This is a genomic window from Delftia sp. WSY_10 (assembly GCF_043104705.1).
GTDB classification, from domain to species: domain Bacteria; phylum Pseudomonadota; class Gammaproteobacteria; order Burkholderiales; family Burkholderiaceae_C; genus Comamonas; species Comamonas tsuruhatensis.
The window spans coordinates 262342-286298 of sequence record NZ_JBICKY010000057.1 but is presented as its reverse complement, the minus strand read 5'-3'; the positions used below and the strand labels follow the sequence as shown (position 1 = coordinate 286298).

At 62.8% G+C, this 23957-nt stretch carries 27 protein-coding genes; 9 read left to right on the top strand and 18 right to left on the bottom strand.

The annotated features are described in order from the left end of the window. The 15 genes from ACF8ML_RS27140 to ACF8ML_RS27070 form a co-directional block, all read right to left on the bottom strand. Positions 1-489 carry a hypothetical protein gene (locus ACF8ML_RS27140; RefSeq protein WP_392408476.1) on the bottom strand — a complete coding sequence of 163 codons (489 nt, stop codon included), beginning with the start codon at positions 487-489 and terminating at the stop codon, positions 1-3. 3 nt (positions 490-492) lie between these two features. Further along, on the bottom strand, positions 493-1440 hold the full coding sequence (locus ACF8ML_RS27135) for a phage tail protein (protein ID WP_392408475.1): 948 nt from the start codon (positions 1438-1440) through the stop codon (positions 493-495). Next, positions 1440-2279 (bottom strand): baseplate J/gp47 family protein, encoded by an 840-nt coding sequence (locus ACF8ML_RS27130; protein WP_392408474.1) that lies wholly within the window; start codon positions 2277-2279, stop codon positions 1440-1442. Before ACF8ML_RS27130 ends, ACF8ML_RS27135 begins: the two co-directional genes overlap by 1 nt. Next, entirely contained in the window at positions 2276-2635 is a 360-nt protein-coding gene (locus tag ACF8ML_RS27125) for a GPW/gp25 family protein (RefSeq protein WP_392408473.1), read from the bottom strand. Before ACF8ML_RS27125 ends, ACF8ML_RS27130 begins: the two co-directional genes overlap by 4 nt. Beyond that, positions 2635-3189, bottom strand: coding sequence for a phage baseplate assembly protein V (locus ACF8ML_RS27120; RefSeq protein ID WP_392408472.1), 555 nt, complete (start codon positions 3187-3189; stop codon positions 2635-2637). The genes ACF8ML_RS27125 and ACF8ML_RS27120 overlap by 1 nt, the downstream gene beginning before the upstream one ends. A gap of 69 nt (positions 3190-3258) precedes the next feature. Further along, complete coding sequence (locus ACF8ML_RS27115) at positions 3259-3732, bottom strand: phage virion morphogenesis protein (RefSeq protein WP_392408471.1); 474 nt, start codon at positions 3730-3732, stop codon at positions 3259-3261. Positions 3733-3734: 2 nt separating this feature from the next. Then, positions 3735-4250: a phage tail protein gene (locus ACF8ML_RS27110; RefSeq protein ID WP_392408470.1), complete on the bottom strand. Its 516-nt coding sequence runs from the start codon at positions 4248-4250 to the stop codon at positions 3735-3737. Next, positions 4234-4815: a DUF2514 family protein gene (locus tag ACF8ML_RS27105; RefSeq protein ID WP_392408469.1), complete on the bottom strand. Its 582-nt coding sequence runs from the start codon at positions 4813-4815 to the stop codon at positions 4234-4236. Before ACF8ML_RS27105 ends, ACF8ML_RS27110 begins: the two co-directional genes overlap by 17 nt. Further along, positions 4812-5342, bottom strand: coding sequence for a lysozyme (locus tag ACF8ML_RS27100; RefSeq protein WP_392408467.1), 531 nt, complete (start codon positions 5340-5342; stop codon positions 4812-4814). Before ACF8ML_RS27100 ends, ACF8ML_RS27105 begins: the two co-directional genes overlap by 4 nt. Then, entirely contained in the window at positions 5339-5578 is a 240-nt protein-coding gene (locus tag ACF8ML_RS27095; protein ID WP_392408465.1) for a hypothetical protein, read from the bottom strand. The genes ACF8ML_RS27100 and ACF8ML_RS27095 overlap by 4 nt, the downstream gene beginning before the upstream one ends. A 15-nt stretch (positions 5579-5593) precedes the next feature. Then, positions 5594-5824, bottom strand: coding sequence for a tail protein X (locus ACF8ML_RS27090; protein ID WP_392408464.1), 231 nt, complete (start codon positions 5822-5824; stop codon positions 5594-5596). Position 5825: 1 nt separating this feature from the next. Further along, positions 5826-6305, bottom strand: a complete 480-nt coding sequence (locus ACF8ML_RS27085) for a head completion/stabilization protein (protein WP_392408463.1) — start codon at positions 6303-6305, stop codon at positions 5826-5828. Positions 6306-6421: 116 nt separating this feature from the next. Next, positions 6422-7126, bottom strand: a complete 705-nt coding sequence (gene gpM / locus ACF8ML_RS27080; protein ID WP_392408462.1) for a phage terminase small subunit — start codon at positions 7124-7126, stop codon at positions 6422-6424. Positions 7127-7180: 54 nt separating this feature from the next. After that, positions 7181-8203 (bottom strand): phage major capsid protein, P2 family, encoded by a 1023-nt coding sequence (locus ACF8ML_RS27075; protein ID WP_392408461.1) that lies wholly within the window; start codon positions 8201-8203, stop codon positions 7181-7183. A 40-nt stretch (positions 8204-8243) separates the two neighbouring features. After that, entirely contained in the window at positions 8244-9029 is a 786-nt protein-coding gene (locus ACF8ML_RS27070; protein ID WP_392408460.1) for a GPO family capsid scaffolding protein, read from the bottom strand. Between the two features lie 142 nt (positions 9030-9171). Here ACF8ML_RS27070 and ACF8ML_RS27065 point away from each other — a divergent pair, with 142 nt between their 5' ends. Both ACF8ML_RS27065 and ACF8ML_RS27060 read left to right on the top strand, forming a co-directional pair. Further along, positions 9172-11100, top strand: a complete 1929-nt coding sequence (locus ACF8ML_RS27065) for a terminase large subunit domain-containing protein (protein WP_392408459.1) — start codon at positions 9172-9174, stop codon at positions 11098-11100. Further along, positions 11097-12155 carry a phage portal protein gene (locus tag ACF8ML_RS27060; protein WP_392408458.1) on the top strand — a complete coding sequence of 353 codons (1059 nt, stop codon included), beginning with the start codon at positions 11097-11099 and terminating at the stop codon, positions 12153-12155. Before ACF8ML_RS27065 ends, ACF8ML_RS27060 begins: the two co-directional genes overlap by 4 nt. A gap of 107 nt (positions 12156-12262) precedes the next feature. On the opposite strand, the gene ACF8ML_RS27055 is transcribed toward ACF8ML_RS27060, so the two are convergent. Both ACF8ML_RS27055 and ACF8ML_RS27050 read right to left on the bottom strand, forming a co-directional pair. Then, positions 12263-13429 (bottom strand): hypothetical protein, encoded by a 1167-nt coding sequence (locus ACF8ML_RS27055; protein ID WP_392408457.1) that lies wholly within the window; start codon positions 13427-13429, stop codon positions 12263-12265. A 648-nt stretch (positions 13430-14077) separates the two neighbouring features. After that, positions 14078-14899: a hypothetical protein gene (locus ACF8ML_RS27050; RefSeq protein ID WP_392408455.1), complete on the bottom strand. Its 822-nt coding sequence runs from the start codon at positions 14897-14899 to the stop codon at positions 14078-14080. A 170-nt stretch (positions 14900-15069) separates the two neighbouring features. On the opposite strand from ACF8ML_RS27050, the gene ACF8ML_RS27045 reads away from it, so the two are divergent. From ACF8ML_RS27045 to ACF8ML_RS27030, 4 genes are all read left to right on the top strand, one after another. After that, complete coding sequence (locus ACF8ML_RS27045; protein WP_197942778.1) at positions 15070-15546, top strand: toxin-antitoxin system HicB family antitoxin; 477 nt, start codon at positions 15070-15072, stop codon at positions 15544-15546. Positions 15547-15725: 179 nt separating this feature from the next. Next, on the top strand, positions 15726-17717 hold the full coding sequence (locus ACF8ML_RS27040) for an ATP-binding protein (RefSeq protein WP_392408453.1): 1992 nt from the start codon (positions 15726-15728) through the stop codon (positions 17715-17717). A 157-nt stretch (positions 17718-17874) separates the two neighbouring features. Further along, entirely contained in the window at positions 17875-18501 is a 627-nt protein-coding gene (locus tag ACF8ML_RS27035) for a hypothetical protein (protein WP_392408452.1), read from the top strand. Then, positions 18494-19438 (top strand): nucleotidyl transferase AbiEii/AbiGii toxin family protein, encoded by a 945-nt coding sequence (locus ACF8ML_RS27030; RefSeq protein ID WP_016454701.1) that lies wholly within the window; start codon positions 18494-18496, stop codon positions 19436-19438. The genes ACF8ML_RS27035 and ACF8ML_RS27030 overlap by 8 nt, the downstream gene beginning before the upstream one ends. A 95-nt stretch (positions 19439-19533) precedes the next feature. Here the strand turns inward: ACF8ML_RS27030 and ACF8ML_RS27025 are convergent, their stop codons facing one another. Beyond that, the gene (locus ACF8ML_RS27025) at positions 19534-20247 is read right to left on the bottom strand and encodes a GntR family transcriptional regulator (protein WP_392408451.1); all 714 of its coding nucleotides are present in this window, start codon (positions 20245-20247) and stop codon (positions 19534-19536) included. A gap of 147 nt (positions 20248-20394) precedes the next feature. Here ACF8ML_RS27025 and ACF8ML_RS27020 point away from each other — a divergent pair, with 147 nt between their 5' ends. The 3 genes from ACF8ML_RS27020 to ACF8ML_RS27010 all read left to right on the top strand — a co-directional run bounded on the left by ACF8ML_RS27020 (position 20395) and on the right by ACF8ML_RS27010 (position 23936). Further along, positions 20395-21351: an SMP-30/gluconolactonase/LRE family protein gene (locus tag ACF8ML_RS27020; protein ID WP_392408450.1), complete on the top strand. Its 957-nt coding sequence runs from the start codon at positions 20395-20397 to the stop codon at positions 21349-21351. A 90-nt stretch (positions 21352-21441) separates the two neighbouring features. Continuing rightward, complete coding sequence (locus ACF8ML_RS27015) at positions 21442-23169, top strand: acetolactate synthase catalytic subunit (protein ID WP_392408448.1); 1728 nt, start codon at positions 21442-21444, stop codon at positions 23167-23169. Then, on the top strand, positions 23169-23936 hold the full coding sequence (locus ACF8ML_RS27010) for an SDR family oxidoreductase (RefSeq protein ID WP_312840175.1): 768 nt from the start codon (positions 23169-23171) through the stop codon (positions 23934-23936). Before ACF8ML_RS27015 ends, ACF8ML_RS27010 begins: the two co-directional genes overlap by 1 nt. Positions 23937-23957 lie beyond the last annotated feature (21 nt).

The window sequence follows — 23957 nt, the reverse complement described above, 5'->3', positions numbered from 1 at the left end:
TCACAGGGGGATCACGATTTCTTCGGTGGCCTTGGTGGTGCCGCTGCGCAGCACGGGCGGGCGCAGCTCCATGCAGTAGACGGTGCCGGGGTTCTCGACCTCGGCCGGCGTGAGGTAGCGTTGGCCGGCCGGCACGCCCGCCTTGGCCACGGTGCCGAAAAACACGCCGCATTCGCGCACGGTTTCGCCCTGGGCATCGGCAAAGGCGAACGTGGTGCGCAGCAGCAGGAAGGGCGTTGGCACCGGGCTGGTCTTGTAATAGACCTGGCCGGGCATCTCGATATCGTGGTCCTGGGCGGTGCCGGGCAGGGCATAGCCCACGTCCACCACGGCGCGACGGCCGATTTCGTCCTGCAGCGCGGTGCGGTTGGATGGGGTGGCCGGGGGCGCGGTCCATGCGCCGTCGCCACGGCCCCATGCGATGTGCACGGGCATGGCGGCCAGGGATTTGGCCAGCGCAATGCGGCCGGCGTCTTGCAGTGTTTGCATGGGCTACTCCTCGGATTCGGTGGTCTTGCTGTGGATGTTGGATTGCTGCCAGCGGTCGCCGTCCCAGCGGCCGGTCCAGCCCCGGGCCGGCGCCATGCGTGGCTGGCAGGCGGTGGCCGTCCAGGCGTTGGCGGCGCCAGGCCACAGGCCCGGGCGCGTGCCCGCGCTGGCGGCCCAGGCCTCGCCGTGGGTGCTCCATGGCGGGTGCAGGGCGCGCGGCGGCGCATCGCTGGGCGTGCGCTGCAACTGCCCGCCCGTGGCCAGGCGCTGCATGCGCCCGTCCCAGCGCCACACATCGAGGCGCAACTGGTCAGCGCGGCGCATGCGGCCACTGGTGTGCTGGTGGTCGGCGCTGCGCAGCGGCGTGAGCCGGGGCGCCTGGGCCTGGGACTGGTTGATGCGGCCCTGGCTGCCGATGACGGGCGGCTCGCCCTCGCCCACGTCGACGGGCGTGCCGCTGTCGTTGTCCCACAAGGCGCCGTCCAGCCTGGGCGCGCGGTCCCAGCGCAGGGCGCGCAGATCGAAGCGATAGAAGACCCGATAGAAATGGACGTGCAGCGGGATGCTGGCCCGCACGACGTGGGCCATGCGCGCGATGTCGGCGTTGCTGACTTCGCGGCCCGGGTTGATGTGCAGGCGGGCGCCGTCCTCTTCCAGCGTCACGGCCAGATAGCCCTGCCAGGCCAGGGCGCGGCGCACGGCGGCGGCGCTGCCACGCTCGCGCAGCCAGGGCAGGCCCTGGGCCAGCAGCTCGCGCGGGTCCGGGAAATACCGCTCGAATTGCCCCAGCTGCCACTGCTGGGCCAGCCAGGGCAGCAGGGCCGGGTGCTGGGCGGTGCTTGCGGGCTCGGCCGCGTCGGCCATGGCGCCCCAATCGCGCGGCAGCGTGGTGTCTATCACGCGCTCCAGGCTGGTGGATGCGGGCGGCAGGATGCTGCGGCGCGCGTCCATCAGGCCACCCCCGCGTCGATCAGGTCCACGGCGCCCAGGGCCGGGAATTCTCCGGCCGCAATCGGCGTGATGGGCGCGGGCCGGGCGTTGTCCGGGTAGTCCACGGCGTGCACGCCGTCGACGTGCAGCAGGGTGGTGATGTAGCTGCGCGCCACGCTGCCCTCCAGGCTGCCCATGCCCGCGAAGGCGGCGGCCAGGCGTTCGCGCAGCTGCACCAGCAGGCCGGCCGGCGCGTTGCGCGTGCGGGTGATGCGGGCCGTGATATCGATGGCGCGCGGCACGGCCACGGCCACGTTGACGGGCACGCCCAGCATGCGGGCGTGGTCGGCGTTGAGGGCCTCGGACACCAGCTGCCGCACGGCCTGGGCCTGCGCCTGGTCGCTCACCCACAGCATCACCAGCACGCTGCCCGGGGTCTGCTGACTGGCGCGCACGGCGCGCACCAGGGGCGAGGCAGTGAGCGCGTGGAATTCGTAGTGCTCGCGCGTGCCCTGGGCGGCCAGGGCCGCGATGCGCAGCTGCAAGCGGGTGCGCAGGCGGTCATCGGTTTCGCCGGCCTGGCGCTCCACGCCGAACAGGGCCGCCAGCTGGTCCAAGTCGCCGCCCGTGGCAAACGCCAGCAGGTGGGCGCGCGCCGCATCGTTGACGCGGGCGCGGAACAGCAGCTCACGATAGGCGCAGACCTGCAGCAGCTTGACGAGGGGATCGGATTCGAGCTGCAAGACGTCAGCCAGCTCGGGGGCGCGCGCAAGGATATCGGCCTTGAGGTCGGCAAAGATCTGCTCGAAGTCCAGCGGCTCGATGATCTGGGGGGCGGGGAGGGTGGCCAGGTCGATCATTCGGCCCCCGTTTTCCCGATGTCCACGGTCAGCCTCAGCGGCTTGGCGCGTCGCGCATAGTGCGTGAGCAGGGCGCCATCAATCACCAGCTGGGCGCGGCCCGGTTGCTTTGCGTCTCGCACGATGTACAGGCGGTCGATAGACAGGCGGGGCTCCCATCGCATCAACGCGGAGGCAATGGCCGAGTACATCCGGGCCTCGGTTTGCTTGTTGTCCGGCTGGTCGATGAGCAGAGGGACCAACGAGCCATAGGTGCGCCGCGCCACGCGCGAACCCATGGGCGTGCTCAGGATATCGCCGATGGATTGCACCAGGTGCTCCACAAGCCCGATGCGCCGGCCGGTGGTGCGGCTCATCATCGCGGCACCCCCGTGTTGCTGTCGCCGCTGCGCACGCCGCCGTGGACGTGGTGCACCAGGCTGATGGCTTCGGCCACGACGTCGGGTGCAGCCCGCACCAGCTGCCCAACGCTCAACGATGCATCCGCAGTGCGCAGGGTGATGTCATCGCGCGAGATGGTGATGGATGCCTCCTCGATGCGCAGGGTCAGCACGCCGTTTTCATACCGGATGAAATGGGTGTTGTCCTTGTTCAGCTTGATGTGTGGCGCGCCATCGCTGGGCTGGTCCATCTGTTCGCTGTACAGGCCCAGCAGAGCCACTCCCTGGCCCATATCGCCGCCCACACTCAGCACCAGGCCCTGTTCGCCGACTTCCGGCGCCCAGTACGTGGAGCCCACGGCGCCCGCGCGCAGGCACTGCACCTGCAGCCAGTCGGTGGTGTTGTCTCCGCAGCGCATGCGCACGGCCAGCGGCTTGGCGCGGACCTCGGCCACGGTGCCGCGGCGCGCCAGGTTCTCCAGGCGCCGGGTCAGCTCGTAGGGGCTCTCTTGCTGCGGTGTTTCAGTCATGCGGCCATCGTGCCGCCGCGCACGCGCGAAGCCCAGCAGCGCGTGCTGTGGCTGCCGGGATGACAGAAATCAGGGGTGCAGATGTCGCAGGATGACGTCCCGCAGCAAGTCGGCGTCCTCGGCAGGGATGCCCAGCAGCTGCCGCTCCGGGTAGTCGTACATGGGACCGTTCTTGGCCACGCGGTCCTGCTCGCCGTAGTGATGCACGCGGGCGATGCGGTCTGCACGGCCCGCGAATTGCACCACGGCCGCATCGCCCTGCGCCTTGGCCTTCAGCCAACGCTGCATGCGCAGCTTGGCGAACAGGGGGCGGCGGGCCTTGGCGCGGGCGCGGATCTGGGCGCGCCTGTTGCGCAGGCCGTCGCCCTGGGCCTTGCGTGGCTCCCATTTCGCGCCGTCTGGCGTCTGCTGGCCAGCCATGCGCTGGCTGTTGCGGGCGCGCAGCTGGCGCGCCAGGTCCAGCAGGAGGCGGCGGCGCGCGGCCGGCGCAAGCTTGGCCAGCAGCGACTCGGCCCACAGTTCAAGCGCGCGCATGTCCGCCATGGCTACATCTCAAACCGCGTGCGCTCTGGCGGGGCGTCGATGTCCCACTCGCACAGCTTCTGGTCCTTGAGGTACAGCTCCCAGTGCTCGGCCACGCAGTTGCCGCCTGGGTGGCATGGTTCCTTGGGGTGCGTCGCGCTGTAGCGCGTGGGGTGGTTCGGGTCTGGCTTGACGATGACGGCTTCGCGTAGCGGCACACGGATGCCAACATCTGCGGCGGTGTCGTTGAGCTGCTCGACGTCGAATTGCAGGGCCTTCTGGCGCTTCTCCGCGTTGTCCAGGGCGTCGGACTGGTTGACGCGCAGCCAGGCCACCAGGGGGACGAACAGGGCGTCTGCGTGCCCGGCATAGTCCAGCACGGTGATTTCTGCCGTGTACAGATATTCATAGGACAGGCTGTCCGCCCCCGTGGCCAGCACCTGGCCGCCGGCCGCCCGCACGATCAGGTTTTCGGGGTTGTCGGCCAGCGTGGGCACTGCTTGCAGGATCAGGCGGCGCAGGCTATCGAGCTTCCACATGCTGCGCCTCCTGTGCGGCGGCCTGCGGGCCGGCGTTGATGCGATCCGCTACGGTGTCGTAGGCGCGTTCGCACGCGGCACCTCGGGCGCGGGCCTGGTCAGCTGCTGCCGCCAGGATTCCCGCTCGCTCGTCAGCGCGGCCGAGCACGTCGGCAAGCACTCCGATGGCGTCGGCTGTTGCCTCGCGCTCTGCGGCAGTTGCGGCACTTCTGGCCAGGCTTTGGAAATCGCGGGTGCGTTGGGCAAGGAGCTTGTCGCTGCGCAGCCGGCCAGCGCGTTCAGCATCAGCAGCGCGGCCCAGGGCCTCATTTTCTTCACGGGCTTTCCTTTCCTGCTCTTCCAGCGTCTTCCGGGTCTTCCTGTCATATCGGCCCACGTCCTCGATGTATCGTGCGATTTCGGTCTGGGCCTTCACGGTCTTTTCGGCGATCCCCTGCAAGGTCTGCGCATGCTGGGCCTTCAGGTGGCTGATGCGCAGCTGCTGCACACTCAGGGCAGCCGCCACAGCAACCAGTGCAGCAGCCCACAGCACGGCGGATTGCATTGCTCCGCGTTGACGGTTCATAGGGCCTCTAGGCACATGGCCATCTCCCGCCCACGGCGCAGCTCCAGGCCGCGCAGGCGTATTCCGGCAGCAGTGACCCAGGCGGGCAATTGTTCGCAGGCGGCGCGCACATCTCCGGCCTGCAGGCGCAGCAGCATGGTGGAATGCCGGCCGCTCTTGAGCCAGACGAAGCCGTCTTTTCCGCCCGCCTGCCCTGGTCCCACGTTGTAGATAAAGCTCAGAAATGCGGCCACGGTCTTGTCGGGAAGACCTGCGCGCACATGCGCCGGCACCCAACGCTCGAAGACTTCCCATGCTTCCTGTATGCCCTGGCGGGTCAGCAGGTCGCAGTCATCGGGCGTGGCGCGGTCGCCCATCTGTACGCCACGGGTCCAGCCTTCGCAGATTGTGGGAATGCCGATGGGGTCACGGTAGGCCACCAGCCGGCGGCCTTCCTCCACGGGCAGGAACTGAGCCAGCAGGCCCGCAACCCCCACTGCCACTGCGGATGCGCCCGCAGCGATCTTGATGTTGGTGGGCCGCTTCACAGGACCGTCTCCCCAGCGGCCTCGTTTTCCAGCCAGGCGGTGAGCGCGCGTTCTTCGCGCCGGTCCTTGCGCCATTGCCAATACTGGCCCAGCAGCAGACCCACCACGCCGACGATGATGCCCACGATGACGCCAATCTCCGAGATGGTCAGCCCGCTCACCACGGCCCAGGTGGCGCCACCGTAGGTGGCCGTCTTGCCGCCAATGATGGCGACTTTCTCGATGCTGTCTGCCACTGTTTTCTCCCTCTCTCAGTCCCACAGGTAAACGCGCTGGCGGGTCGGTGCCGGCGCGGTGACGAGGCGCACCAGGTGCCCCTCTGGCAAGTCGTCTGCAATCCGTCCCAGGCCCGGATTGGCCGCCAGGGTGGCCTCCACGTTTCCGCCTGTTGTGCCCAAGTGGCGCCACACAAGGCCGTCCAGCGTGTCATGCGCGTGCGCACGCACTGCGAGGCCCTGCTGTTGGTCTGCGGGTGTCGCCATCTCAGATCAGCTCCACGATGGTTCGCCGCCGGCCGCGCAGATCCGCGATGGCGTTGCGCAGGTTCCGCTGGAACGTGTCCACTCGGATCTCCAGGCGGGACAGCACGCGCCCTTCCTTTCCCTCGCCGTTTGGCAGGGTGTCCAGATCGCGGTAGGCCTCGGCCAGCTCGGCCTGTACGTGGCTTTGCACGGCGCGCAAGAATTGCGCGGGCTTCACGCTCTTTCCGTCCACCTGGCGCGCGGGAACCGCGTCCAGGGAGCCATGGCCGGCGGCCTCCTGCTCGGCCCGCCAGGCCTCCAACTGCCCGGTGATATCGGCCACTGCCAGCACCACGGCCTGGCGCAGTCGCTCGGGGGTCACGGTTGCGTCAAAGCGGCATTCCTTGAGCATGCGGTCTGCGTCCACGTCGGGCCACCAGCCATCGCCGGCAACGGTGCCCGTTGGCCGTTGGTTCGGTGGGTTGACGTTGGATACAAACATGCAGGCTCCGGTGTTGAGGTGTGGCGGTGGCCCAGGGCGTTGGACGGTGCTGTGTCAGCTGTCCTTGCCCTGGGGCCGCCACGGGCGCGGGGTACGCTCGGTTTCGGCGGTTGGAGCTATGCCTCTTTCTTGAGGCGGCGCTCCAGCCGCTCGATGTCTTTTTTCACGCCGGTACGGGTGTCCAGCTCGAAGGCACGCTTGAGCAGCGGCATGGCCTTGCGGCATGCGGTGATGGCACGGGACTCCATGTCCACATCGCTGCTCGATGTCTTGCCCAGCAGCGCCCAGCCGGCGGCCTTGTAGAGCTTGGCGCGGGCCTGGTCGTGTGCATCCAGGCCATCGGTCATGGCAATGACCTCGCCAGTGATGCGCACGGCATCCTTGCCGGCCAGCCTGCCCGCCATGACGGCCTCGCCCACTTCATCGATCACGATGGTCTGCACGGGCCGCTCGAATTTGTCGGGCATCTTCAAGCCGTGGTCCAGTGCATAGCGTGCAAGCGCCAGGCCTCGGTCATATACACCTGCGTCCAGGCTCCACAGCAGGACCGTGACCAGCACGTCATCCTGCACGCCCGGCGCGGCCTGCAGCACCGCGTCGATGTAGTCGTCAAACTCGGGCAGCATGGTGCGCTTCATCTCGGCGCGCCGCTCCAAGCTTTGCACGTCCTTCAGGCGCAGGCGGAACTGATGCAGCTGCGTCAGCTGCATTTCGTAGGCCGAGCCAGTGGCCCCGCCATGCGCGCCGGCATCGGCTGCCTGCTGGGCTTGCTTGGCCGCCAGCACGCGCAAGCGGTGCCGCTGGGCTGGTGATTGGTTCATGGGTTCCCCGCTGGTGTGGCGCCGGCCCGTTCAGAGCCGGCGCGCTGGCTGCTATCAGGCTTCGGGCTCGATCTCGATGTTCTCGATCAGCACGGCCTTGCCCAGGTCTTCGATGACGAAAGCATCGTTGGAGCTTTCGTAGGTCTCCACGCGGTCGCGCTTCGGGTTGTCCAGAATCGACCTGCGGCGCCCGCCTTCCTGGTAGTAGATGGACAGGTTCGACCAGCTGGTGATCAGGATGGCATTGGGGCGGAAGAATGGCACGGCGTTGGCCGCCAGACGCCCCAGCCGGGCCTGGCTCGCAACGATGCTGGCGGCCAGGATCTCGGTGGGCGCCTTCTGGCCATCGACCAGCGGGAACAGCTTGTCGTGCATCAGGTCGCGGCCCGTGATCGCCACCAGATCCGCGGCCTCGGCATGCCAGGGGTCCAGCAGCGTTTTGTAGGCGTCGTACACCAGACCATCCAGGGTCTTGAAGTCATTGCCCGCGCTGTGGCCGACCTTGACCTTGCCGCTGCCTTGAACGACTTCATGCAGCACACGTTCGGGCGCTGTATTGCGCAGCTGCTGCAGCCAGCCGATGTTCACATCCTGCAGCAGCGGGTTGGCCGCCAGGTCGGTGTCTGCAGCCACGCTGACGCCGTTCCAGCCCACCATGATGCGATCCAGGGCGCAGCGTTCGTAGATGCTGCGGGACAGGCGCGGCTGGAAGTCCTTGAACTTCGCCCACATGTCCAGGGTCTGGTAGCGCGTGTGGGTGTCGTAGTTGGTCTTTTCGCAGCGGTATTTCGTGCCGTCGATGGCCTTCACGTCGCGGGTCTGGCGGTCCTTGGTCTGCGTGTTGGTGCGGCTGGCAATCGGCCCGGTCACGCCCAGGTAGAGCTTTTCGCCTTCCATTTCCGTGACCGGCACGATGTTGATGCGCTTGAGCAGTTCGCTGGACTCTTGGATCTTTGTTTCCAGGCGCTGCTGCACGCTGGGCTCGATGGCGAATTTCTCGGCGGCGCTTTCAACGCCGTTGAGCTGGGCCTGATCTTTCAGGAACTGGTTGTATTGCTGGCGGGTGAGCTTTTGCATGTCGGTTTTCCTTGTGCTGGTGTAGGGGGCTGGCCAGGGCTCAGCAGTCGGCCTTCTCGTAGCCGGCGCCACCCGTGCTCAGCGGTCGCTTGTTGGGGTTGCCGTCGGTTTTCTCGACCTTCTCGCGGAACTCGGCGAAGGCCTCCAGGTGTTCCTCCAGCTTCTTGCGCAGGTCTTGCTGCTCGGTGCCGAACTTGGACACCTTGCCGTCCAGCGCTTCCATGGCGTTGCCGGCCTCCTGCATGGCCTCGGTCATTTCCGCCGCGAATTTCTCGCCGGTTTCCTGGCGGCCGGACAGGCGCTTGAACTTGGCCAGCAGCTTGGAAACCACGCCATCGCGGGCCGGGCCTGCCTCGGGCTCGTCTTCGCTGAATTCCAGCTCCGTCTCGATAAACTCCGAGAAGACCTGCTTGCCGCCCTTGGCCGAGAACGAAAGTGCTTCACAGCCGATGCTGGCCGGGCTGTCGGTCACGGCCAGGCCCATCAGATAGGCCTCGCCCTTGCCTTGGAAGTTGGGCTCCACCTCAATGGAGCTGTAAATCTTCTTGCCCTGGCGGTTCATGGCCACCAGCGATTCCAGGGGCTTGATGCTGGCGAACAGGGCCAGCAGGCCGTCCTCGACCTCGCGGGCCTCGACTTCCAGCACGTCGCCCTGGGCGCTGAATGGGCTGTCATGCCACACGCTGCGCTGGTGTTCAACCCAGACCCGCGCGCCGTACTTGGCGCGGCTGTAGGTGTTGGCAATCTGTTCGATCCATTCGCGCTTGATTTCGCGCCCATCCACCGTCTTGCCTTCGGTGGCGACCCGGAAAAGTTTCTTGCTCATAGCGTGCAGCCAGTGGTGAGAGTTGATCTGGTGCCTATGTTCTTTCGGTGCAAGTTTTGTAGCAATCGGCGCACTCTGTGGCTGGACGAGTGACAGTTTTTGCATGCTGCTTTTCGCGCGCGCGCGGGACAAACTCCCAGTCATGCCCAGCACTGCAAACCGCGCCAGGCCGGCGCCGCATCGCGCAGCGGCATCGGCCAAGAAAGCGCCCGCCAAGACCGCCGCGAAGAAGCCCACCAAGCAGGCCGACAACCCTCTGCCCTTCGGCCTCGATGGCCTGCCCACAGCGGCGGGCTCAGGTTTGCCGGCTGGCCCGTCCAGTCCCGTGGACGGCGGCGCCGGGGTGCGCCGCGAAGCGAGGGCGCTGTTCTGGATGGGCTGGAAGTTCACGCACATCGCCGAACGGTTGGGCGTGCCGCGCACCACGTTAATCGGCTGGTCGCGCGCTGATGGCTGGGAAGAGGCCAAGCCCGTTGACCGTGTGGCTGGCACGCTGGAGTCCCGCCTGGTCTCGCTCATCGCCAAGGACCAGAAGACCGGCGGCGACTTCAAGGAAATCGACCTGCTCACGCGGCAGATGGAGCGCCTGGCGCGTATCGACAAGTACGGGGAGACAGGCCGCGAACGGGATCTGAATCCCAACATCGAGCTGCGCAATGCCGGGCCGAAAAAGAAGCCGGAAAAGAACGCCATCACGCCCGAGCAGGTGGACGTGCTGTGCAAAGCCTTCCTTGATTCGCTGTTCGACTACCAGCGCACCTGGTGGGGCGCAGCCATGGAGCGCACCCGGCAGATCCTCAAGAGCCGGCAGATCGGCGCCACCTGGTACTTTGCGCGCGAGGCGCTGATTGATGCGCTCCAGACAGGGCGCAATCAGATCTTCCTGTCGGCCAGTAAGAACCAAGCCCATGTGTTCCGCAACTACATCATCGCCTTCGTCAAGAAAGAGATTGGTGTCACGCTCACAGGCGATCCCATCATCTTGCCCAATGGGGCCGAGCTGATTTTCCTGGGCACGAACTCGCGCACGGCCCAGAGCTACCACGGCAATCTGTACTTCGATGAATATTTCTGGACCACGAATTTCACCGAGCTGAACAACGTGGCCAGCGGCATGTCGTCGCACAAGCAATGGCGCCTGACGTATTTCAGCACGCCCTCCAGCCTGCAGCATGAGGCCTACGCGCTGTGGAACGGCTCGCACATCACCGACCGCAAGTTGGACATCGACCTGCGCCATGAGCACCTGGCCAATGGCTTTCGAGGCGCGGACGGCATCTGGCGCCACATCGTCACGGTCGAGGATGCCGAGCGCGGCGGCTGCACCTTGTTCGACATCGAGAACCTGCGCTCCACCAAGGCCGCCACTGTCTTCGCCAATCTGTACCTGTGCCAGTTCATGGATGACGCGCTGGCCGTGTTTCCGCTGTCGCTGCTCCAGCGCGGCATGGTGGACCCCTGGGAGGCATGGAAGGACTTCAAGGCCTTCACACAGCGGCCCTTTGGGCACAAAGGCGTCTGGGTTGGATATGACCCCAGTCATACCGGCGACAAGGCCGCGCTGGTGGTCCTGGCGCCGCCTGAAAAGCCCGGCGGCAAGTTCCGCGTCCTGTACCGCAAGCAGATGCACAAGATGGAGTACGAGGACCAGGCGGCGGAAATCCAGCGCATCTGCAAGCAGTTCAACGTCGAGAAGATGACCATCGACACAACCGGCATGGGGCAGGGCGTCTACCAGCTGGTGCGCAAGTTCTTTCCTGCCGTGCGCGGCCTGCGCTACAGCCTCGAAGCCAAGATCCTGCTGGTGCTCAAGGCCCAGACCGTGCTGCGCGCCGGCCGGCTGGAGTTCGACCAGGACGACAAGGAAATGGCCGCCAGCTTCATGTCGGTCAAGCAGGAGATGACGCCCACGGGCCGCTCCATCACCTACAGCAGCGGCCGTTCTGAGCAGACCGGCCACGGCGACCTGGCGTGGGCAACCATGAATGCGCTTTCCAACGAACCACTGGAGCAGGGGACCGATTTCGCCGGCTCCACGCTCTCGCAATCCTTTGTGGAGATATCCGAATGACAGAAGCCACCCAGGCCAGCGCAGCGCCCGGCAATACTGCTGCCGCCGAATCCGCGCCTGCAGGCCCCGCGCGCTCTGTGATGTTCACCTTTGGCGATCCTGAGCCAGTGGTGGGCGGGCGCGCTTCCATCCTCGAATACATCGAGTGCATGGATAACGGCCGCTGGTATGAGCCGCCTGTCAGCTTTGCTGATCTGGCGCGCATGCTGCGTGTCGGTGCCCATCATGAGTCCGCCATTCGCTTCAAGGTCAACGTGTTGACCAGCACGCTGATGCCGTCGCCCTACCTGTCGCCCGGCGCCTTCCAGGCCTTCGCTCTGGACTACCTCACGCTGGGCAATGGCTATCTGGAAAGTCGGCGCAATCTGGTGGGGGGCCTGCTGCGGCTGGAGCACACGCTTGGCAAGTACATGCGGCGCGGCAAAGAAGCTGGGCAATATTTCCAGATCAGCGATTTTCAGAACGAGCATGAATTCCCGCCTGGCCAGGTCTTCCACCTGCGTGAGCCCGACATTCATCAGGAGGTATATGGCCTGCCGCAGTACCTGGGCGCCGTGCAGTCGGCCCTGCTCAACGAGGCGGCCACGCTGTTCCGCAGGCGGTACTACGCCAACGGCTCGCACGCTGGCTTCATCCTCTATGTGACCGACCCCGCCCAGCATGAAGAAGACATCGAGGCAATGCGCGATCAGCTCATTAAGTCCAAGGGCGTGGGCAATTTCAAGAACCTTTTCTACTACGCGCCCAACGGCAAGGCCGATGGCATCAAGCTGATTCCCATCAGCGAGGTGGCCGCCAAAGACGAGTTCGTGAACATCAAGGCCAGCAGCAGGGATGACGTGCTGGCCGCGCACCGGGTGCCGCCCCAGCTGATGGGGATGGCCCCGAACAACGTGGGCGGCTTCGGGGATGTCGAGAAGGCTGCGAAGGTGTTCGCTCGCAATGAGATCCGCCCACTACAGTCGCGCATCAAGGACGAGCTCAACTCATGGGCAGGCAAGCCTGTGTGCGGCTTTCTGCCGTACTCGCTTGACGAACATGAGAGGACTCAATGAAATTCAGCGCTCTTTTGGCACTGAGGTGTATCTTTAGCAGATCAAAAAATAGATGATCCCTACAATACTTTGATTTGCATCTCGCCAGCGATCTAAGTTTATGAATTTCAGAAAACTATAAGCTGTTCGAAGCGGAACTTTCCTTGATAACGAAAATTTATCTTGAGTTCTCTTTTTACATAATCATTCATGTCCTTACTGCGGTTTAAGAAGATGATATCCTCTTCTGACGCATTTATCAAAATCTTTAGAATTTCCTTTTCATTGTCATATCGCAAAGACACATCATCTATCTCTATTGAGTTAAGGGTTTCTTTGTGCGCAAGGTAACTAAAGACGGAACCGAAAGATTTTTTGAGTATTGCTAAACTTATTTTTTGTTTGTTTTCTTCGAATATGGTTTTGTAAAATTCATCAGTCTCCTTTGTGAACCATGTTATATTGGCATCGTGTAATTTGTTGTAATTCACTATTTGGTCTTCTAAAGAGTCACTTGCTATGAAGTGGATTCTTGAGAATGTTTCTTTTCTGTTTATTATGTACCTGCCAATGTAGTGTTCGTTGTTTGTTTGATGGCACGAAATTTTTTCTTCATCAAATTTCAGGCGCAACAACTCTGTATCTGCAACGGTGACTAAATTGAATTGATAGACGTATGGCAATGTTTTTCTGGCAGTTAGTGCTCCAATTTCATATGCTTGAGCCTTCATTAATGAGGTAATGGAGTTGAATATTGCTGTGTCGTTTTTTGGGCTACTTGTGAAGTTTGTAGTCCCGCCAGTTTTTGGTTTTGTAGCTTTTGACAATTCTTGGAAGGCAAAAACATCTACCTCAGGCATTCTTAAGATTTCATCAACACCAGCTTTGTTCATGTAGTTGTGATAATCTTTTGCACTTCTTTTTAGATTTTTCTGATAATCAATTATCTTGTCGTTTGTCCAGATGTGCAATGGCCACCAATCTACATTTGGATCATTTTCATTGATTTCTCTGCACATAAAAGCCCAAGCATTCTCATCACTTTTTTTGCAGCTAATTATGATTGCTGTGCAGACGGAGAAGCTATGAGTATCTCGAATTTTATAAGCTATTAAATCAACTTCTCGAACGGTCGTTGAGTGATCATCTTCGTAGTATTTGTTGCTTATTGTTGTCCAGCCATGTTTTTTTAGAATATTTGCTACTGAATTTTCTAACACAAATCCAGTCTTCTTTACTGCATTTATATATGCTTCGGCAATATCGTTGCTTATAGTGCTCTGAGGTTGTTCCATTGCGCTGCTCCTAAATTTATTTGTGGCTGGAGATGATTTTATGAATGCTCTTGCTTAAAAATACATTCTCTTTTCAATACTTCTGTACAGTACTCTAACTCTGTAGTTGCTGTGGTCTCTTTATAAAATTGGCTTGTGGTTTGGAAAACAACAATGGCTGAGAGGACTTTTTTGGTCCCTGCTGCCCTGTAGGCGAGGCAGAAGGGGGGCGCCTTTTTCGGTCTTTCTACGAAAATCTACAATAGAGATAAGTGGCGGCAGCGTAACTTCTAGCGTAGCTTTTAGTAGAACCTGAAGATTTTCAGAGTGACGATAGGCCATTGCATCATGGGCGTGTGCGCCGACAGATCAGGGGCCGGAGAGGGCTGTGTGCTTTGCGAAAGGTCGCTCATTGGCTTGGGAATCAACAGGTTGCGGCGGCGCGAAGGCGCCGGGCAAGGCTTGCCTGGGAGGCGCGGGGCCGCAGGAAGGCGCAAATGTTCTTGTGTCGTGCTGCCCGCCTCGGGCCGTATCCATCGTGTGGGGCATGGTGGCGGGCAAAGGTCACATTATTGACTACCCGAGGTTGGACGCCGCGCCAAGGGGGCGTAGATCGCGGCACACAAATGCGCTGCGCTCAATCCACGGGACCATTTCCGCCGTACGTCGTCACAGGGCTCCTTCTGGCAACTGCTTGGCTCCTTGGTACAAGGCGTGCTGCGCATCCGCCAGGGTGATCACTTCGTCCCCGGTGAGATAGCTCATCAGAACACTGTTGAGTTTCGCGATGCGTGCGCCATAGCAGCGAATCAGTGAGGCGATCTGAATCTGCTCCGGTTCCGTGATCTGATCGCCCAGCGCTGTCACGGCGTGGGCTGCTGCCTCGATGTCGAACGAGCAACGAATGAGCAACTCACTGGCCCGGTGGCCGATTCCAAGCAATGGCGATGCCGCTGTGACTGGTGATGCTGTATCTGCCTGGCTGCCGAATGTATTGACACCGTTGCCAGCCTCCTTGGTTGCAGCAAAGCTGGCCAGGAAACGCAGGTCGTCCAAGGAGTGGGGAAGCTCGTTGTAGGCCCCGAACAGCCGGTCTGCGAATCCAAAGGCGTGTTCCAGCAGTCCATGAACAAAGGCAGCTTCACCTGCTGCACTGAGCCGGTTCTCTCGGAATGTGTCGCGAGCGAACTCCAGTTCCGAGCTGATGAGGGCGAGCAGTGAAAGCAGATCCACCCGCACCGGCTCATGTGGACTGCTTGCCGGGCAGCAACCGGGAGCAGGAAGTTGGTTGAGCGCTGCAAATGCCCGGCTGACGTGAGGGCAGGTGTGGCGCTCCTGTGCTCCGTCGTACAGGATGCTTTTCACCGTGTGCTTGAGCACTGCCGCAGCGCACAGGACTGCTTGGTGGGCATCGACAAGAGAATTTCGGGCCATGTTGTTTCTGGCTGGGGTGGGCTTGCTTGCAGAGGCTGATGGGTCATTCCTTGCCATGGTTCTCCTCCATTGCCGGGTGCTGTGTGAAGGGGGCTGCACGGATTGCGCGAAGCCCTATACCTGCTCACTGCTTGATGTTTGGCTTCAAAATGAAGTCAATTTTGAATGTATTTTGACTTCATTTTGGTGTCAATACTATTTTGAAGCCGACCCATAGAATTTGTGCCATGGCACAAGACGACTACATCCGCACCGCACTGCGCGTGCCACCTGAGCTGCATCAGGCCCTACACGAGGCGGCGGACAGGACCAGCAAGAGCTTCAATGCCGAAATCAACGAGCGCCTGCAGAGGACCTTCGATGACGAGCGCTTGGCCGCCCAGCGCTTGGCGGCTGAAGCCGGTCTCATGGGCCTCCAAGCCATGCTGGCGATTCATTTGAAGGAGTTCTTCGAACTCCTGCCCGTGGAGGAGCAAGGTAAGCCCGTCAACAAGGCCGTACGGGATGTGGCACAGGCGATCAGCCAGAGCTCTGCGAAGGAGATCGAAGATGCTCTGGGTCACTATGTCCGCATGGAGGATGAGGAAACCATCAGCCGCATGGCGAGCGCGATTGCGCGTCATCGGGTGGGTTCGCGGGAGCAGGGCGAGCCTATGGTGGACGGGTCTGGCGTAAAGCGGGTGAAGCGCAACACCAGATCCTGAGGGGGAGCCCGCTGGCCGGAGTTTGCAGGCAGAAGTTAGGCAGCTGTGCCGCTTAGGTGAGCCTGACATCCAACAGGAGATGGACGGTTTGCCTCAATACGGGGGGGCCGTGCAGTCAGCCATCCTCAACGAGGCGGCCACCCTGCTTCCCAGGCGCTATTACAAAAGGGAGATTTTCCATGGCCCAGCAACAGTATCCGGTCGAAGTTCAATCGGATTTCTTGGAGAAGATCACTCGCGCGAAGCCGGTGCAGGCTTTGGCGGAACTCATTTGGAATGGCTTGGACGCCGATGCCGGCCGAGTTTCCGTCTCGTTTGAGCACAACGAGATGGGCACCTTGTCGGAAGTCATCATTCGCGACGATGGCAATGGCATTCCGAGGGCGAGCGCTCCTGAGTTTTTTCGACGCCTCGGCGGCTCATGGAAGAAGCCGGGAGGCTCCACCGAGACCGGAAGGTTCTTGCACGGCCAAGAGGGCAGGGGCCGCTTCAAGGCGTTCGCCATTGGGACCCGAGCCGAATGGGCCGTCGCATACAAGCGCGACGGGAAGCTCTGGAAGTATTCGATCACGATGTCGGCCAACGACATCCGCCATGTGAACATCTCCGACGAGATCGAAGTCGCCAAGCCGACCGATGCCGGCGTCACGCTGACGATCTCCGATCCGCACAAGGACTTCCGCTCCTTTGTGAGCGACTCGGGCATCCATGTCTTGGCCGAAGTCTTCGCCCTCTATCTGGCCGACTATCCCGATGTCAACGTGACCATCGGCGGCAGGCGCATCGACCCGGCCCAGATGATCGCCAGCAGGAAGGCCTTCAACCTCGCCGACATCGAATCAGGCGGCAAGGCGCATCCCGTCCGGCTTGAGATCGTCGAATGGAAGGGGCTGTCCAACCGGGCTCTGTTCCTCTGCAACGAGAAACGCTTTCCTCTCGTGCAGGTCGATCGCCGATTCCACATTGGCGACTTCCAATTCACCGCGTATCTTGAATCCACCTATCTGACGGTGGCGCAGAAAGATGGGACCGTGGACCTCGCGGAGATGCAGACGCCGGTCGTGGCTGCGATCGACGAGGCCCAGAAGACGATCAAGGACTACTTCCGGCAGCGCTCCGCGATAGAGGCCCGCAGCTACGTCGAGGAATGGAAGACCGAGAAGGTGTATCCCTTCGATGGCGATCCGGCCACGCGCGTGGAGGAGGTCGAGCGGCAAGTGTTCGAGATCGTGGCCGTCAGCGTCGCCAAGAACCTGCCCGAGTTCGCCAGCTCCGCCCAGCAAAACAAGTCTTTCCAGCTTCGCATGCTCAGGCAGGCGATCGAAAAAAGCCCCGAGGAGCTGCAGGTCATCTTGAACGAAGTCCTGCGGCTGCCCAAGCGCCAGCAGGAGGAGCTCGCCGAGCTGCTGCGCGACGTGTCGCTGTCTTCGATCATCAGTTCCGCCAAGATTGTGGCGGATCGTTTGAAGTTCCTGACCGGCATCGAGGCGGTGCTGTTCGATCCCGCGCCTAAGAAGAGGCTGCGCGAGCGAACCCAATTGCACCGCATCGTCGCCCAAAACTGCTGGATGTTCGGCGAGGACTTCATGCTGTCTGTCGATGACCAGTCGCTGACGGAAGTCCTGCGGTCGCACAAGAAAATCCTCGGGGAGGATATCGTCATCGACGCCCCGGTCAAGCATGTCTCGCAGGAGCGTGGCATCGTGGATTTGATGCTGTCCCGATCCACGCGGCGGCACAACTCGGACTCGATCACCCACTTGGTGGTCGAGCTCAAGGCGCCCAAGGTCAAGGTCAACACCGATGAGATATCGCAGATCGAGGGCTACGCCGCATCGGTCATGGATGACCAGCGGTTCCGCAACGTCAAGGTGTCATGGGTGTTCTGGGTCATCAGCGACGATGTCGGCCCGCACGCGAAATTCCGCATGACCGACGAGTCCGGCCTGATTCACAAGAAGGACAACGTCTGCATCTACGTGAAGACTTGGGGCCAGGTCTTGGCGGAGAACCGGAGCCGCATGAAATTCTTCCAAGAGCGGCTCGAATACCAAGCCGACAAGGGTGCCTCCCTCAAGCATCTGCAGGAGCATTACGCCAAATACTTGGAAGGCGTCTTCGATGCCGAGCCGGTTCCGGCCAGTGGAGAGGAAGTCGCGGCGGCCAAATGAGCAGGCCGCTTCCTTGCGGTCACCTGCAAGCGTCGATTCGCTGGCGGTTATTGGGCAAAGTTTGGGGATGGTGTTCGTGGCGGCGCTGCTCCAGAGCAACGCGTGGAACTGGGAATGTTTCCCATCTCCTGCAGATGCTAGGATGCATGAAATTTCAATGAAGAATCCAGTCATCATGGGTGTCGTCCGTACTTCTGCTGAACCCTTGCGGGGAGGCGCTGCACTCCTGGCGGAAGAGCTGCGTCCTGGCGGCGTGTACCGACGCGAAGACCTGGCACCGCTTTCCACGGCGGTAGACCGGCATCTGAGTGAGCTGGTGGCTGGCGGAAGATTGAAGAAGTTGGCGCAAGGGCTGTATCACGCACCCAAGCAGTCCGATTTCGGGCCGCTGCCACCTGCTGACGATCAAGTGGTCCAGAGCTTTCTGCGGGACAGCGATTTCCTGTTGTTTTCGCCTTCCGCCTTCAATGCGGTGGGTGTCGGTACCACGCAGCTGTACAACAGCACCTGGGTCTACAACCGCAAGCGGCACGGCATCTTTCGGTTAGGCAATCGTGATTTCGACTTTCGGGTAAAGCCCCGTTTTCCAAAGAAACTCAGCCCCGAGTTCCTGTTCGTGGACTTGCTCAACAACCTGGATGAGCTGGCTGAAGATGGGGAACTGGTTCTTGGGCAGGCGCGCAAAAAGATGCCGTCCTTTGATGCCGAGCGCCTGCGCCGGGCGATTGAGCGCTATGCCAACGCGGCTACCCGAAAAATCTTGAGGGAGTGGAGCGGTGGCTGATTTTCTTCACGAGCGCAGGGATTTCGACCAACTCCTCGCGTTGGTGGCCGACGAGCGTGGTTTGGCTCCTGTGCTGGTGGAAAAAGACTACTGGATCATGCATTGCCTCTGGGGTCTTCAGGCCCAGGGGCTGCGGTTCGAGCTGAAGGGCGGCACATCGCTGTCCAAGGGCTTCGGTGTCATCCATCGTTTTTCCGAAGACATCGATATCCGCATCGACCCGCCGCAAGGAATGGACGTCAAGACAGGCCGCAATCACGACAAGCCCGCTCACGTCGAATCACGGCGAGCCTATTACGACGCGCTCGCGCAAACCATCTGCATTCCCGGTGTGGTCGAAGTTCAGCGGGATCGCCTGTTTGACGATGACAAGATGCGCAGCGCCGGGATCCGGTTGTTCTACACGCCAAGAACGGCGGCGCTTGCGGGGATCAAGGACGGCATCCTGTTGGAATTGGGATTCGATGACACGGCACCCAATCGCGCAGTGACCATCTCTTCGTGGGCCTTGGAGGCTGCCATGGGGCGCGATATCCCGCTGCGGGACAACCGTGCGGTGAATGTGCCTTGCTATGCACCGACGCACACTTTCGTCGAAAAATTGCAGACCATCTCCACCAAGTACCGCAGGCTGGATGCAAGCCGGGCATTTCCTGCCAACTTCCTGCGGCATTACTACGATGTGTATTGCCTCCTGGGCATGGAGGAAGTGCAGGGCTTCATCGGAACACCGGCCTATCAGCAACGCAAGATCGAGCGGTTCCGTTCCGGAGATGAGCTGGCCATCTCCCTCAACCCGGCATTTGTGCTGGCCGATGCTGCTCAATGCGACCGTTTTGCGCAGGAGTACCGCAAGACACGGGCCTTGTACTACCAAGGACAGCCGGATTTCGACCTTCTTCTGGCCCGCATCCGCGAGCACATCCATGTGCTGTGATGGGCACAGGAATCCTTGATGAAAAAGGACTCAATAGTCCTCATGGTCTTGCATAGGGATGGCCCGCCTGCCTGACTGGCAAGTCTCCGTGATCCCTAAGCCCGCAGCCCCGCCACTTCCCACTCCTGCGGAAACTCCATCCCATCATCCTTGGCAATCTTCCTGAGGATATGCAGGCAGGCGCTTTGCAGGTCCTGCACCACGGCCTGCCGGGCGGCGGGGCCGTCCCTTTGCTCCAGCGCATGGATCAGCCGGATGTGCGGATGTTCGGCCGCGCGGGCGTAGGTGCCCCGGTAGAGGTAGCGCACGGAGGGGCCGCACTTGAGCCATAGCAGGCCGATGAGGCTGGCCAGCACGGGCTGCTGCGCGGCTTCGATGATGGAGAAGTGGAAGCGCTCGTTGGCGATCAGCGTGGCGTCGTCGTCCACGGCGATGGATTTTTCCAGGTCCTGGTGCAGCTGGGTGAGGGTGTCGATGAAGCCCTGGCCCGGATGGCGGCTGGCGGCGGCTGCGGCGGCGCGGCCTTCCAGTTCGATGCGCAGGGCGATGATTTCCACGTACTGCTCCACGCTGAGCACTGGCACGGTGGCCACGCCGCGGTCGTCCAGGTCCAGGGCGCCTTCGGAGGCCAGGCGCTGTATGGCATCGCGCACGGGCGTGGGGCTGATGCCGAACTCTTCGGCCAGGCTGCGGTAGACGAGGCGCTGCGCGGGTTGCAGCTGGCCTCTCACGATGGCGTCACGGATCTGCAGGTAGGTTTTTTCGGCAAGGGTCTGATTGGTTCGGATCTGTGAAAAAACGCTGGACATCGGGCCTCCGCAACTGCTTGGGCGCAATGGTACCTCCCGAGGAAGGACGGTTTGCCCATGGCCACGGAGTGCGGCTGTGCCAAGGGCTAACCCTGTAATTGGTGTTTGATGCATCAAGTACCATGCATCATATCTAAGGGAGGGTGCATGCGGACATACACGTTGGAAAAAGCAGAACCAAGGATTCGTGAGCTGGCCGACGGCCTGGAGTTTCCCGAAGGCCCGGTGGCCCTGCCCGATGGATCGGTCGTGCTGGTGGAGATCGCCAATGGCTGGCTGACCCGGGTGACGGCCGATGGCACAAGGCGGCAGCTCGTCCACCTGGGCGCAGGCCCGAACGGCGCCGCCATAGGCCCCGGCGGCAAGCTGTTCATCTGCAACAACGGTGGCTTCCAGTGGCACCGCAGTGCGGAGCATGGACTGCGGCCCATAGGCCAGGCCAACGACTATTCAGGCGGGCGCATAGAGGCCGTGGATCTGGCCTCGGGCCAGGTCGAATGCCTGTACACGCAAAGCGGCAGCGGACCCTTGAAGGGGCCCAACGACCTGGTCTTCGACCGGCATGGCGGGTTCTGGTTCACCGACCACGGCAAGGTGCGCCCGCGCGAGGTGGACCGGGGCGGCGTCTGCTACGCGCTGGCCGATGGCAGCGCCATCCGCGAGGCCGTCTTCCCGCTGTGGTCGCCCAACGGAATCGGTCTTTCTCCCGATGAGAAGACGCTCTACGTGGCGGAGACCTTCACGGGGCGGCTGTGGGCCTTCGATATCGGCGAGCCCGGGCACATCCTGGCCCGGCCCTGGCCCGATTCGCCCAATGGCGGACGGCTGGTCTGCCGCCTGCCGGGCATGCAGAACATCGACTCCCTGGCCGTGGATGCCGAAGGGAACATCTGCCTTGCCACGCTGGGCGAGGGCGGCATCACCATGGTCTCGCCGGCCGGGCAGGTGGTGCACCGGGTCGAGCTGCCCGACCCCATGACGACCAACATCTGCTTTGGCGGCAAGGACCTGAAGACGGCTTTTGTCACCCTGTCTTCCACGGGGCGGCTGGTGGCGCTGGACTGGCCGTGTCCTGGATTGCCTTTGAATTTCCTGAATAGATAAGTTCCCCCTGGCTTCCCTTTCCATATCGCTGGCGATTGCCATGGCGAGGGAGCCGCTACGCCTTTTTTTGTTGAACGGAAACCGCAACCCATGTCGAAACCCCTGAGCAACCCTGGATTGAACAAGCAGGACACCGTAGGCCACCTGGTGGCCCGGGTCCTGAAGCGGCACGGCATCACGCAGTTCTTCGGGCAGAGCCTGCCCAGCATGTTCGTGCTGGCCGCCGAGGAACTGGGCCTGCGCCAGATCGCCTACCGCACCGAGAACGCGGGCGGCTACATGGCCGATGCCCATGCCCGCATGAGCGGCAGGCCGGCCGTGATCACCGCGCAGAACGGGCCGGCCGCCGCGCTGCTGGTGGCTCCGCTGGCCGAGGCGCTGAAGGTCTCCATCCCCATCATCGCGCTCGTGCAGGACGTGGCGCGCGACCAGACCGACAAGAACGCCTTCCAGGACCTGGACCACATGGGCCTGTTCAAGCCCGTGACCAAGTGGGTGCGACGCGTGGACCAGGCATCGCGCGTGGAGGACTATGTGGAGCAGGCCATCATCGCCGCCTGCAGCGGCCGGCCTGGCCCCGTGGCGCTGATGCTGCCGGCCGACCTGCTCACCGAGCCTGCCCAGCCCTCCAGCGTGCCCCGGCCCGCTGCACTGGCCCGCTTTCCGCTGGACCGCGCCGTGCCCGAGCGGCAATTGCTGGAACAGGCAGTAGGCGCGCTGCTCCAGGCCCGTGCGCCGGTCATCGTTGCCGGTGGCGGCGTGCACATCTCGGGTGCCAGCGAGGCACTGAGCGCCTTTGCCGATGCGCTGAGCCTGCCCGTGGCCACCACCAACATGGGCAAGGGTGCCGTGGCCGAAACGCATGAGCTGTCGCTGGGCGTGGTCGCCAACTGCCTGGGCCCCAACGGCTCGGGCCGCTACCTGAAGGATTTCGTGGCCGGGGCCGACGTGGTGTTCCTGATCGGCAACCGCACCAACCAGAACGGCACGGACAGCTGGACGCTGTACCCGCGCGATGCGCAATTCATCCATCTCGATATCGACGGCCAGGAGATAGGGCGCAACTACGACGCCATGCGCCTGGTGGGCGATGCGCGGCTGGCGCTGCAGGCCATGCTGGACATCGCCGGGTCGCAGGATCTGTCGGCCCGTACCGGCCAGCGCGCTGCACTGGCCGCACGCATTGCCAAGGGCAGGGAAAGGCACCGGCAGGAATCAGCCGAAGTGCGCCTGTCCAGCGCCGCCCCCATACGGCCCGAACGCATCATGCATGAGCTCGACGCCCTGCTGACCGCCGAGGACACCGTGGTGGCCGACGCCAGCTACTCCACGCTGTGGATCACCAACTACCTGACCGCGCGCCGGGCCGGCCAGCGCTTCATCACGCCGCGCGGCCTGGCGGGCCTGGGCTGGGGCATGCCCATGGCCATGGGCGCGCGCCTGGCGCAGGACGGCGGCCAGGTGTTCTGCCTGGTGGGCGACGGCGGCTTCGGCCATGTGTGGTCGGAGATGGAGACCTGCAGGCGCATGGGCATCAAGGTCATCACCGTCCTCATCAACAACGGCATCCTGGGCTACCAGAAGCATGCCGAGCATGTGAAGTTCGGCGAGCACACCTCGGCCGTGAACTTCAGCGGCGTGGACCATGCGGCCATCGCACGGGCCTGCGGCATCCACGGCGTGCGCGTGGAATCGGCCGATGCCATCGCCCCCGCGCTGCGCGCCGCCATGGCCGCCGAAGAGGCCACGCTGATCGAGGTCATGTGCACCGAAGACGCCTTTCCCCCCATCACCTTCTACACGCCGGAGAGCCACTGATGAGCGCGCCTGAGAACTTCCCCATCCGCACGGCCCTGGTGACCGGCGCCGCACGCGGCATCGGCCTGGCCACCGCCATCGAATTGCTGCGCGACGGCCGCCAGGTGGTGCTGGCCGACCTGGCCGCGCCCGACCTGGAACTGGTGCCGCAGGAGCTGCGTGCCAGGGCCAGCGCCGTGGTGCTCGATGTCTGCGACGAGGCAGCCCGCCAGCGCGTGGTCGCGGACATGGTGCAGCGCCACGGCGGCGTGGACATCCTGGTCAACAACGCCGGCATCAGCCTCAAGAACGCCAGCGGACAGTCCAACGGCATCCTCGAAGTGGGGCTGGGCGAGGTGCAGCAGATCCTGGACGTCAACCTGCTGTCCATGCTGCGCCTGTGCCAGCTGGCGCTGCCGGGCATGAAGCAGCGGGGCTGGGGGCGCATCGTCAACGTGTCCTCGCTGGCCGGGCGCGGCAAGTCCATCGTGGCCGGCCCTGCCTACATGCTGAGCAAGTCCGCCGTGCTGGGCCTGAGCCGCTCCATCGCCTCGGAGATGGGCCAGTACGGCATCACCACCAACTGCGTGGCGCCGGGCCGCATTCTGACGCCGATGGCGCAGCAGGCCGGCGACGAGGTCAATCGCCGCTATGCCGAGCAGATCCCCGTGCGGCGCCTGGGCGAGGCTGCCGAGGTCGGCGCCGCCATCCGCTACCTGTGCAGCGAGTCCGCAGGCTTCACCAATGGCGCCGTGATCGACGTCAACGGCGGCTTCTTCATGAATTGAGGAAGGACGACCCCCTGAGCG

Bases quoted from the DNA above. Each gene is read 5' to 3' on its own strand.
- ACF8ML_RS27090 (WP_392408464.1), bottom strand. From the start codon at position 5,824: ATGGCGACACCCGCAGACCAACAGCAGGGCCTCGCAGTGCGTGCGCAC.
- ACF8ML_RS27015 (WP_392408448.1), top strand. From the start codon at position 21,442: ATGTCGAAACCCCTGAGCAACCCTGGATTGAACAAGCAGGACACCGTA.
- ACF8ML_RS27085 (WP_392408463.1), bottom strand. From the start codon at position 6,305: ATGTTTGTATCCAACGTCAACCCACCGAACCAACGGCCAACGGGCACC.
- ACF8ML_RS27115 (WP_392408471.1), bottom strand. From the start codon at position 3,732: ATGGCGGACATGCGCGCGCTTGAACTGTGGGCCGAGTCGCTGCTGGCC.
- ACF8ML_RS27125 (WP_392408473.1), bottom strand. From the start codon at position 2,635: ATGAGCCGCACCACCGGCCGGCGCATCGGGCTTGTGGAGCACCTGGTG.
- ACF8ML_RS27020 (WP_392408450.1), top strand. From the start codon at position 20,395: ATGCGGACATACACGTTGGAAAAAGCAGAACCAAGGATTCGTGAGCTG.
- ACF8ML_RS27040 (WP_392408453.1), top strand. From the start codon at position 15,726: ATGGCCCAGCAACAGTATCCGGTCGAAGTTCAATCGGATTTCTTGGAG.
- ACF8ML_RS27135 (WP_392408475.1), bottom strand. From the start codon at position 1,440: ATGGACGCGCGCCGCAGCATCCTGCCGCCCGCATCCACCAGCCTGGAG.
- ACF8ML_RS27050 (WP_392408455.1), bottom strand. From the start codon at position 14,899: ATGGCAAGGAATGACCCATCAGCCTCTGCAAGCAAGCCCACCCCAGCC.
- ACF8ML_RS27060 (WP_392408458.1), top strand. From the start codon at position 11,097: ATGACAGAAGCCACCCAGGCCAGCGCAGCGCCCGGCAATACTGCTGCC.
- ACF8ML_RS27105 (WP_392408469.1), bottom strand. From the start codon at position 4,815: ATGAACCGTCAACGCGGAGCAATGCAATCCGCCGTGCTGTGGGCTGCT.
- ACF8ML_RS27075 (WP_392408461.1), bottom strand. From the start codon at position 8,203: ATGCAAAAGCTCACCCGCCAGCAATACAACCAGTTCCTGAAAGATCAG.
- ACF8ML_RS27120 (WP_392408472.1), bottom strand. From the start codon at position 3,189: ATGACTGAAACACCGCAGCAAGAGAGCCCCTACGAGCTGACCCGGCGC.
- ACF8ML_RS27010 (WP_312840175.1), top strand. From the start codon at position 23,169: ATGAGCGCGCCTGAGAACTTCCCCATCCGCACGGCCCTGGTGACCGGC.
- ACF8ML_RS27140 (WP_392408476.1), bottom strand. From the start codon at position 489: ATGCAAACACTGCAAGACGCCGGCCGCATTGCGCTGGCCAAATCCCTG.
- ACF8ML_RS27065 (WP_392408459.1), top strand. From the start codon at position 9,172: ATGCCCAGCACTGCAAACCGCGCCAGGCCGGCGCCGCATCGCGCAGCG.
- ACF8ML_RS27070 (WP_392408460.1), bottom strand. From the start codon at position 9,029: ATGAGCAAGAAACTTTTCCGGGTCGCCACCGAAGGCAAGACGGTGGAT.
- ACF8ML_RS27110 (WP_392408470.1), bottom strand. From the start codon at position 4,250: ATGTGGAAGCTCGATAGCCTGCGCCGCCTGATCCTGCAAGCAGTGCCC.
- ACF8ML_RS27055 (WP_392408457.1), bottom strand. From the start codon at position 13,429: ATGGAACAACCTCAGAGCACTATAAGCAACGATATTGCCGAAGCATAT.
- ACF8ML_RS27035 (WP_392408452.1), top strand. From the start codon at position 17,875: ATGAAGAATCCAGTCATCATGGGTGTCGTCCGTACTTCTGCTGAACCC.
- gpM (WP_392408462.1), bottom strand. From the start codon at position 7,126: ATGAACCAATCACCAGCCCAGCGGCACCGCTTGCGCGTGCTGGCGGCC.
- ACF8ML_RS27130 (WP_392408474.1), bottom strand. From the start codon at position 2,279: ATGATCGACCTGGCCACCCTCCCCGCCCCCCAGATCATCGAGCCGCTG.
- ACF8ML_RS27025 (WP_392408451.1), bottom strand. From the start codon at position 20,247: ATGTCCAGCGTTTTTTCACAGATCCGAACCAATCAGACCCTTGCCGAA.
- ACF8ML_RS27045 (WP_197942778.1), top strand. From the start codon at position 15,070: ATGGCACAAGACGACTACATCCGCACCGCACTGCGCGTGCCACCTGAG.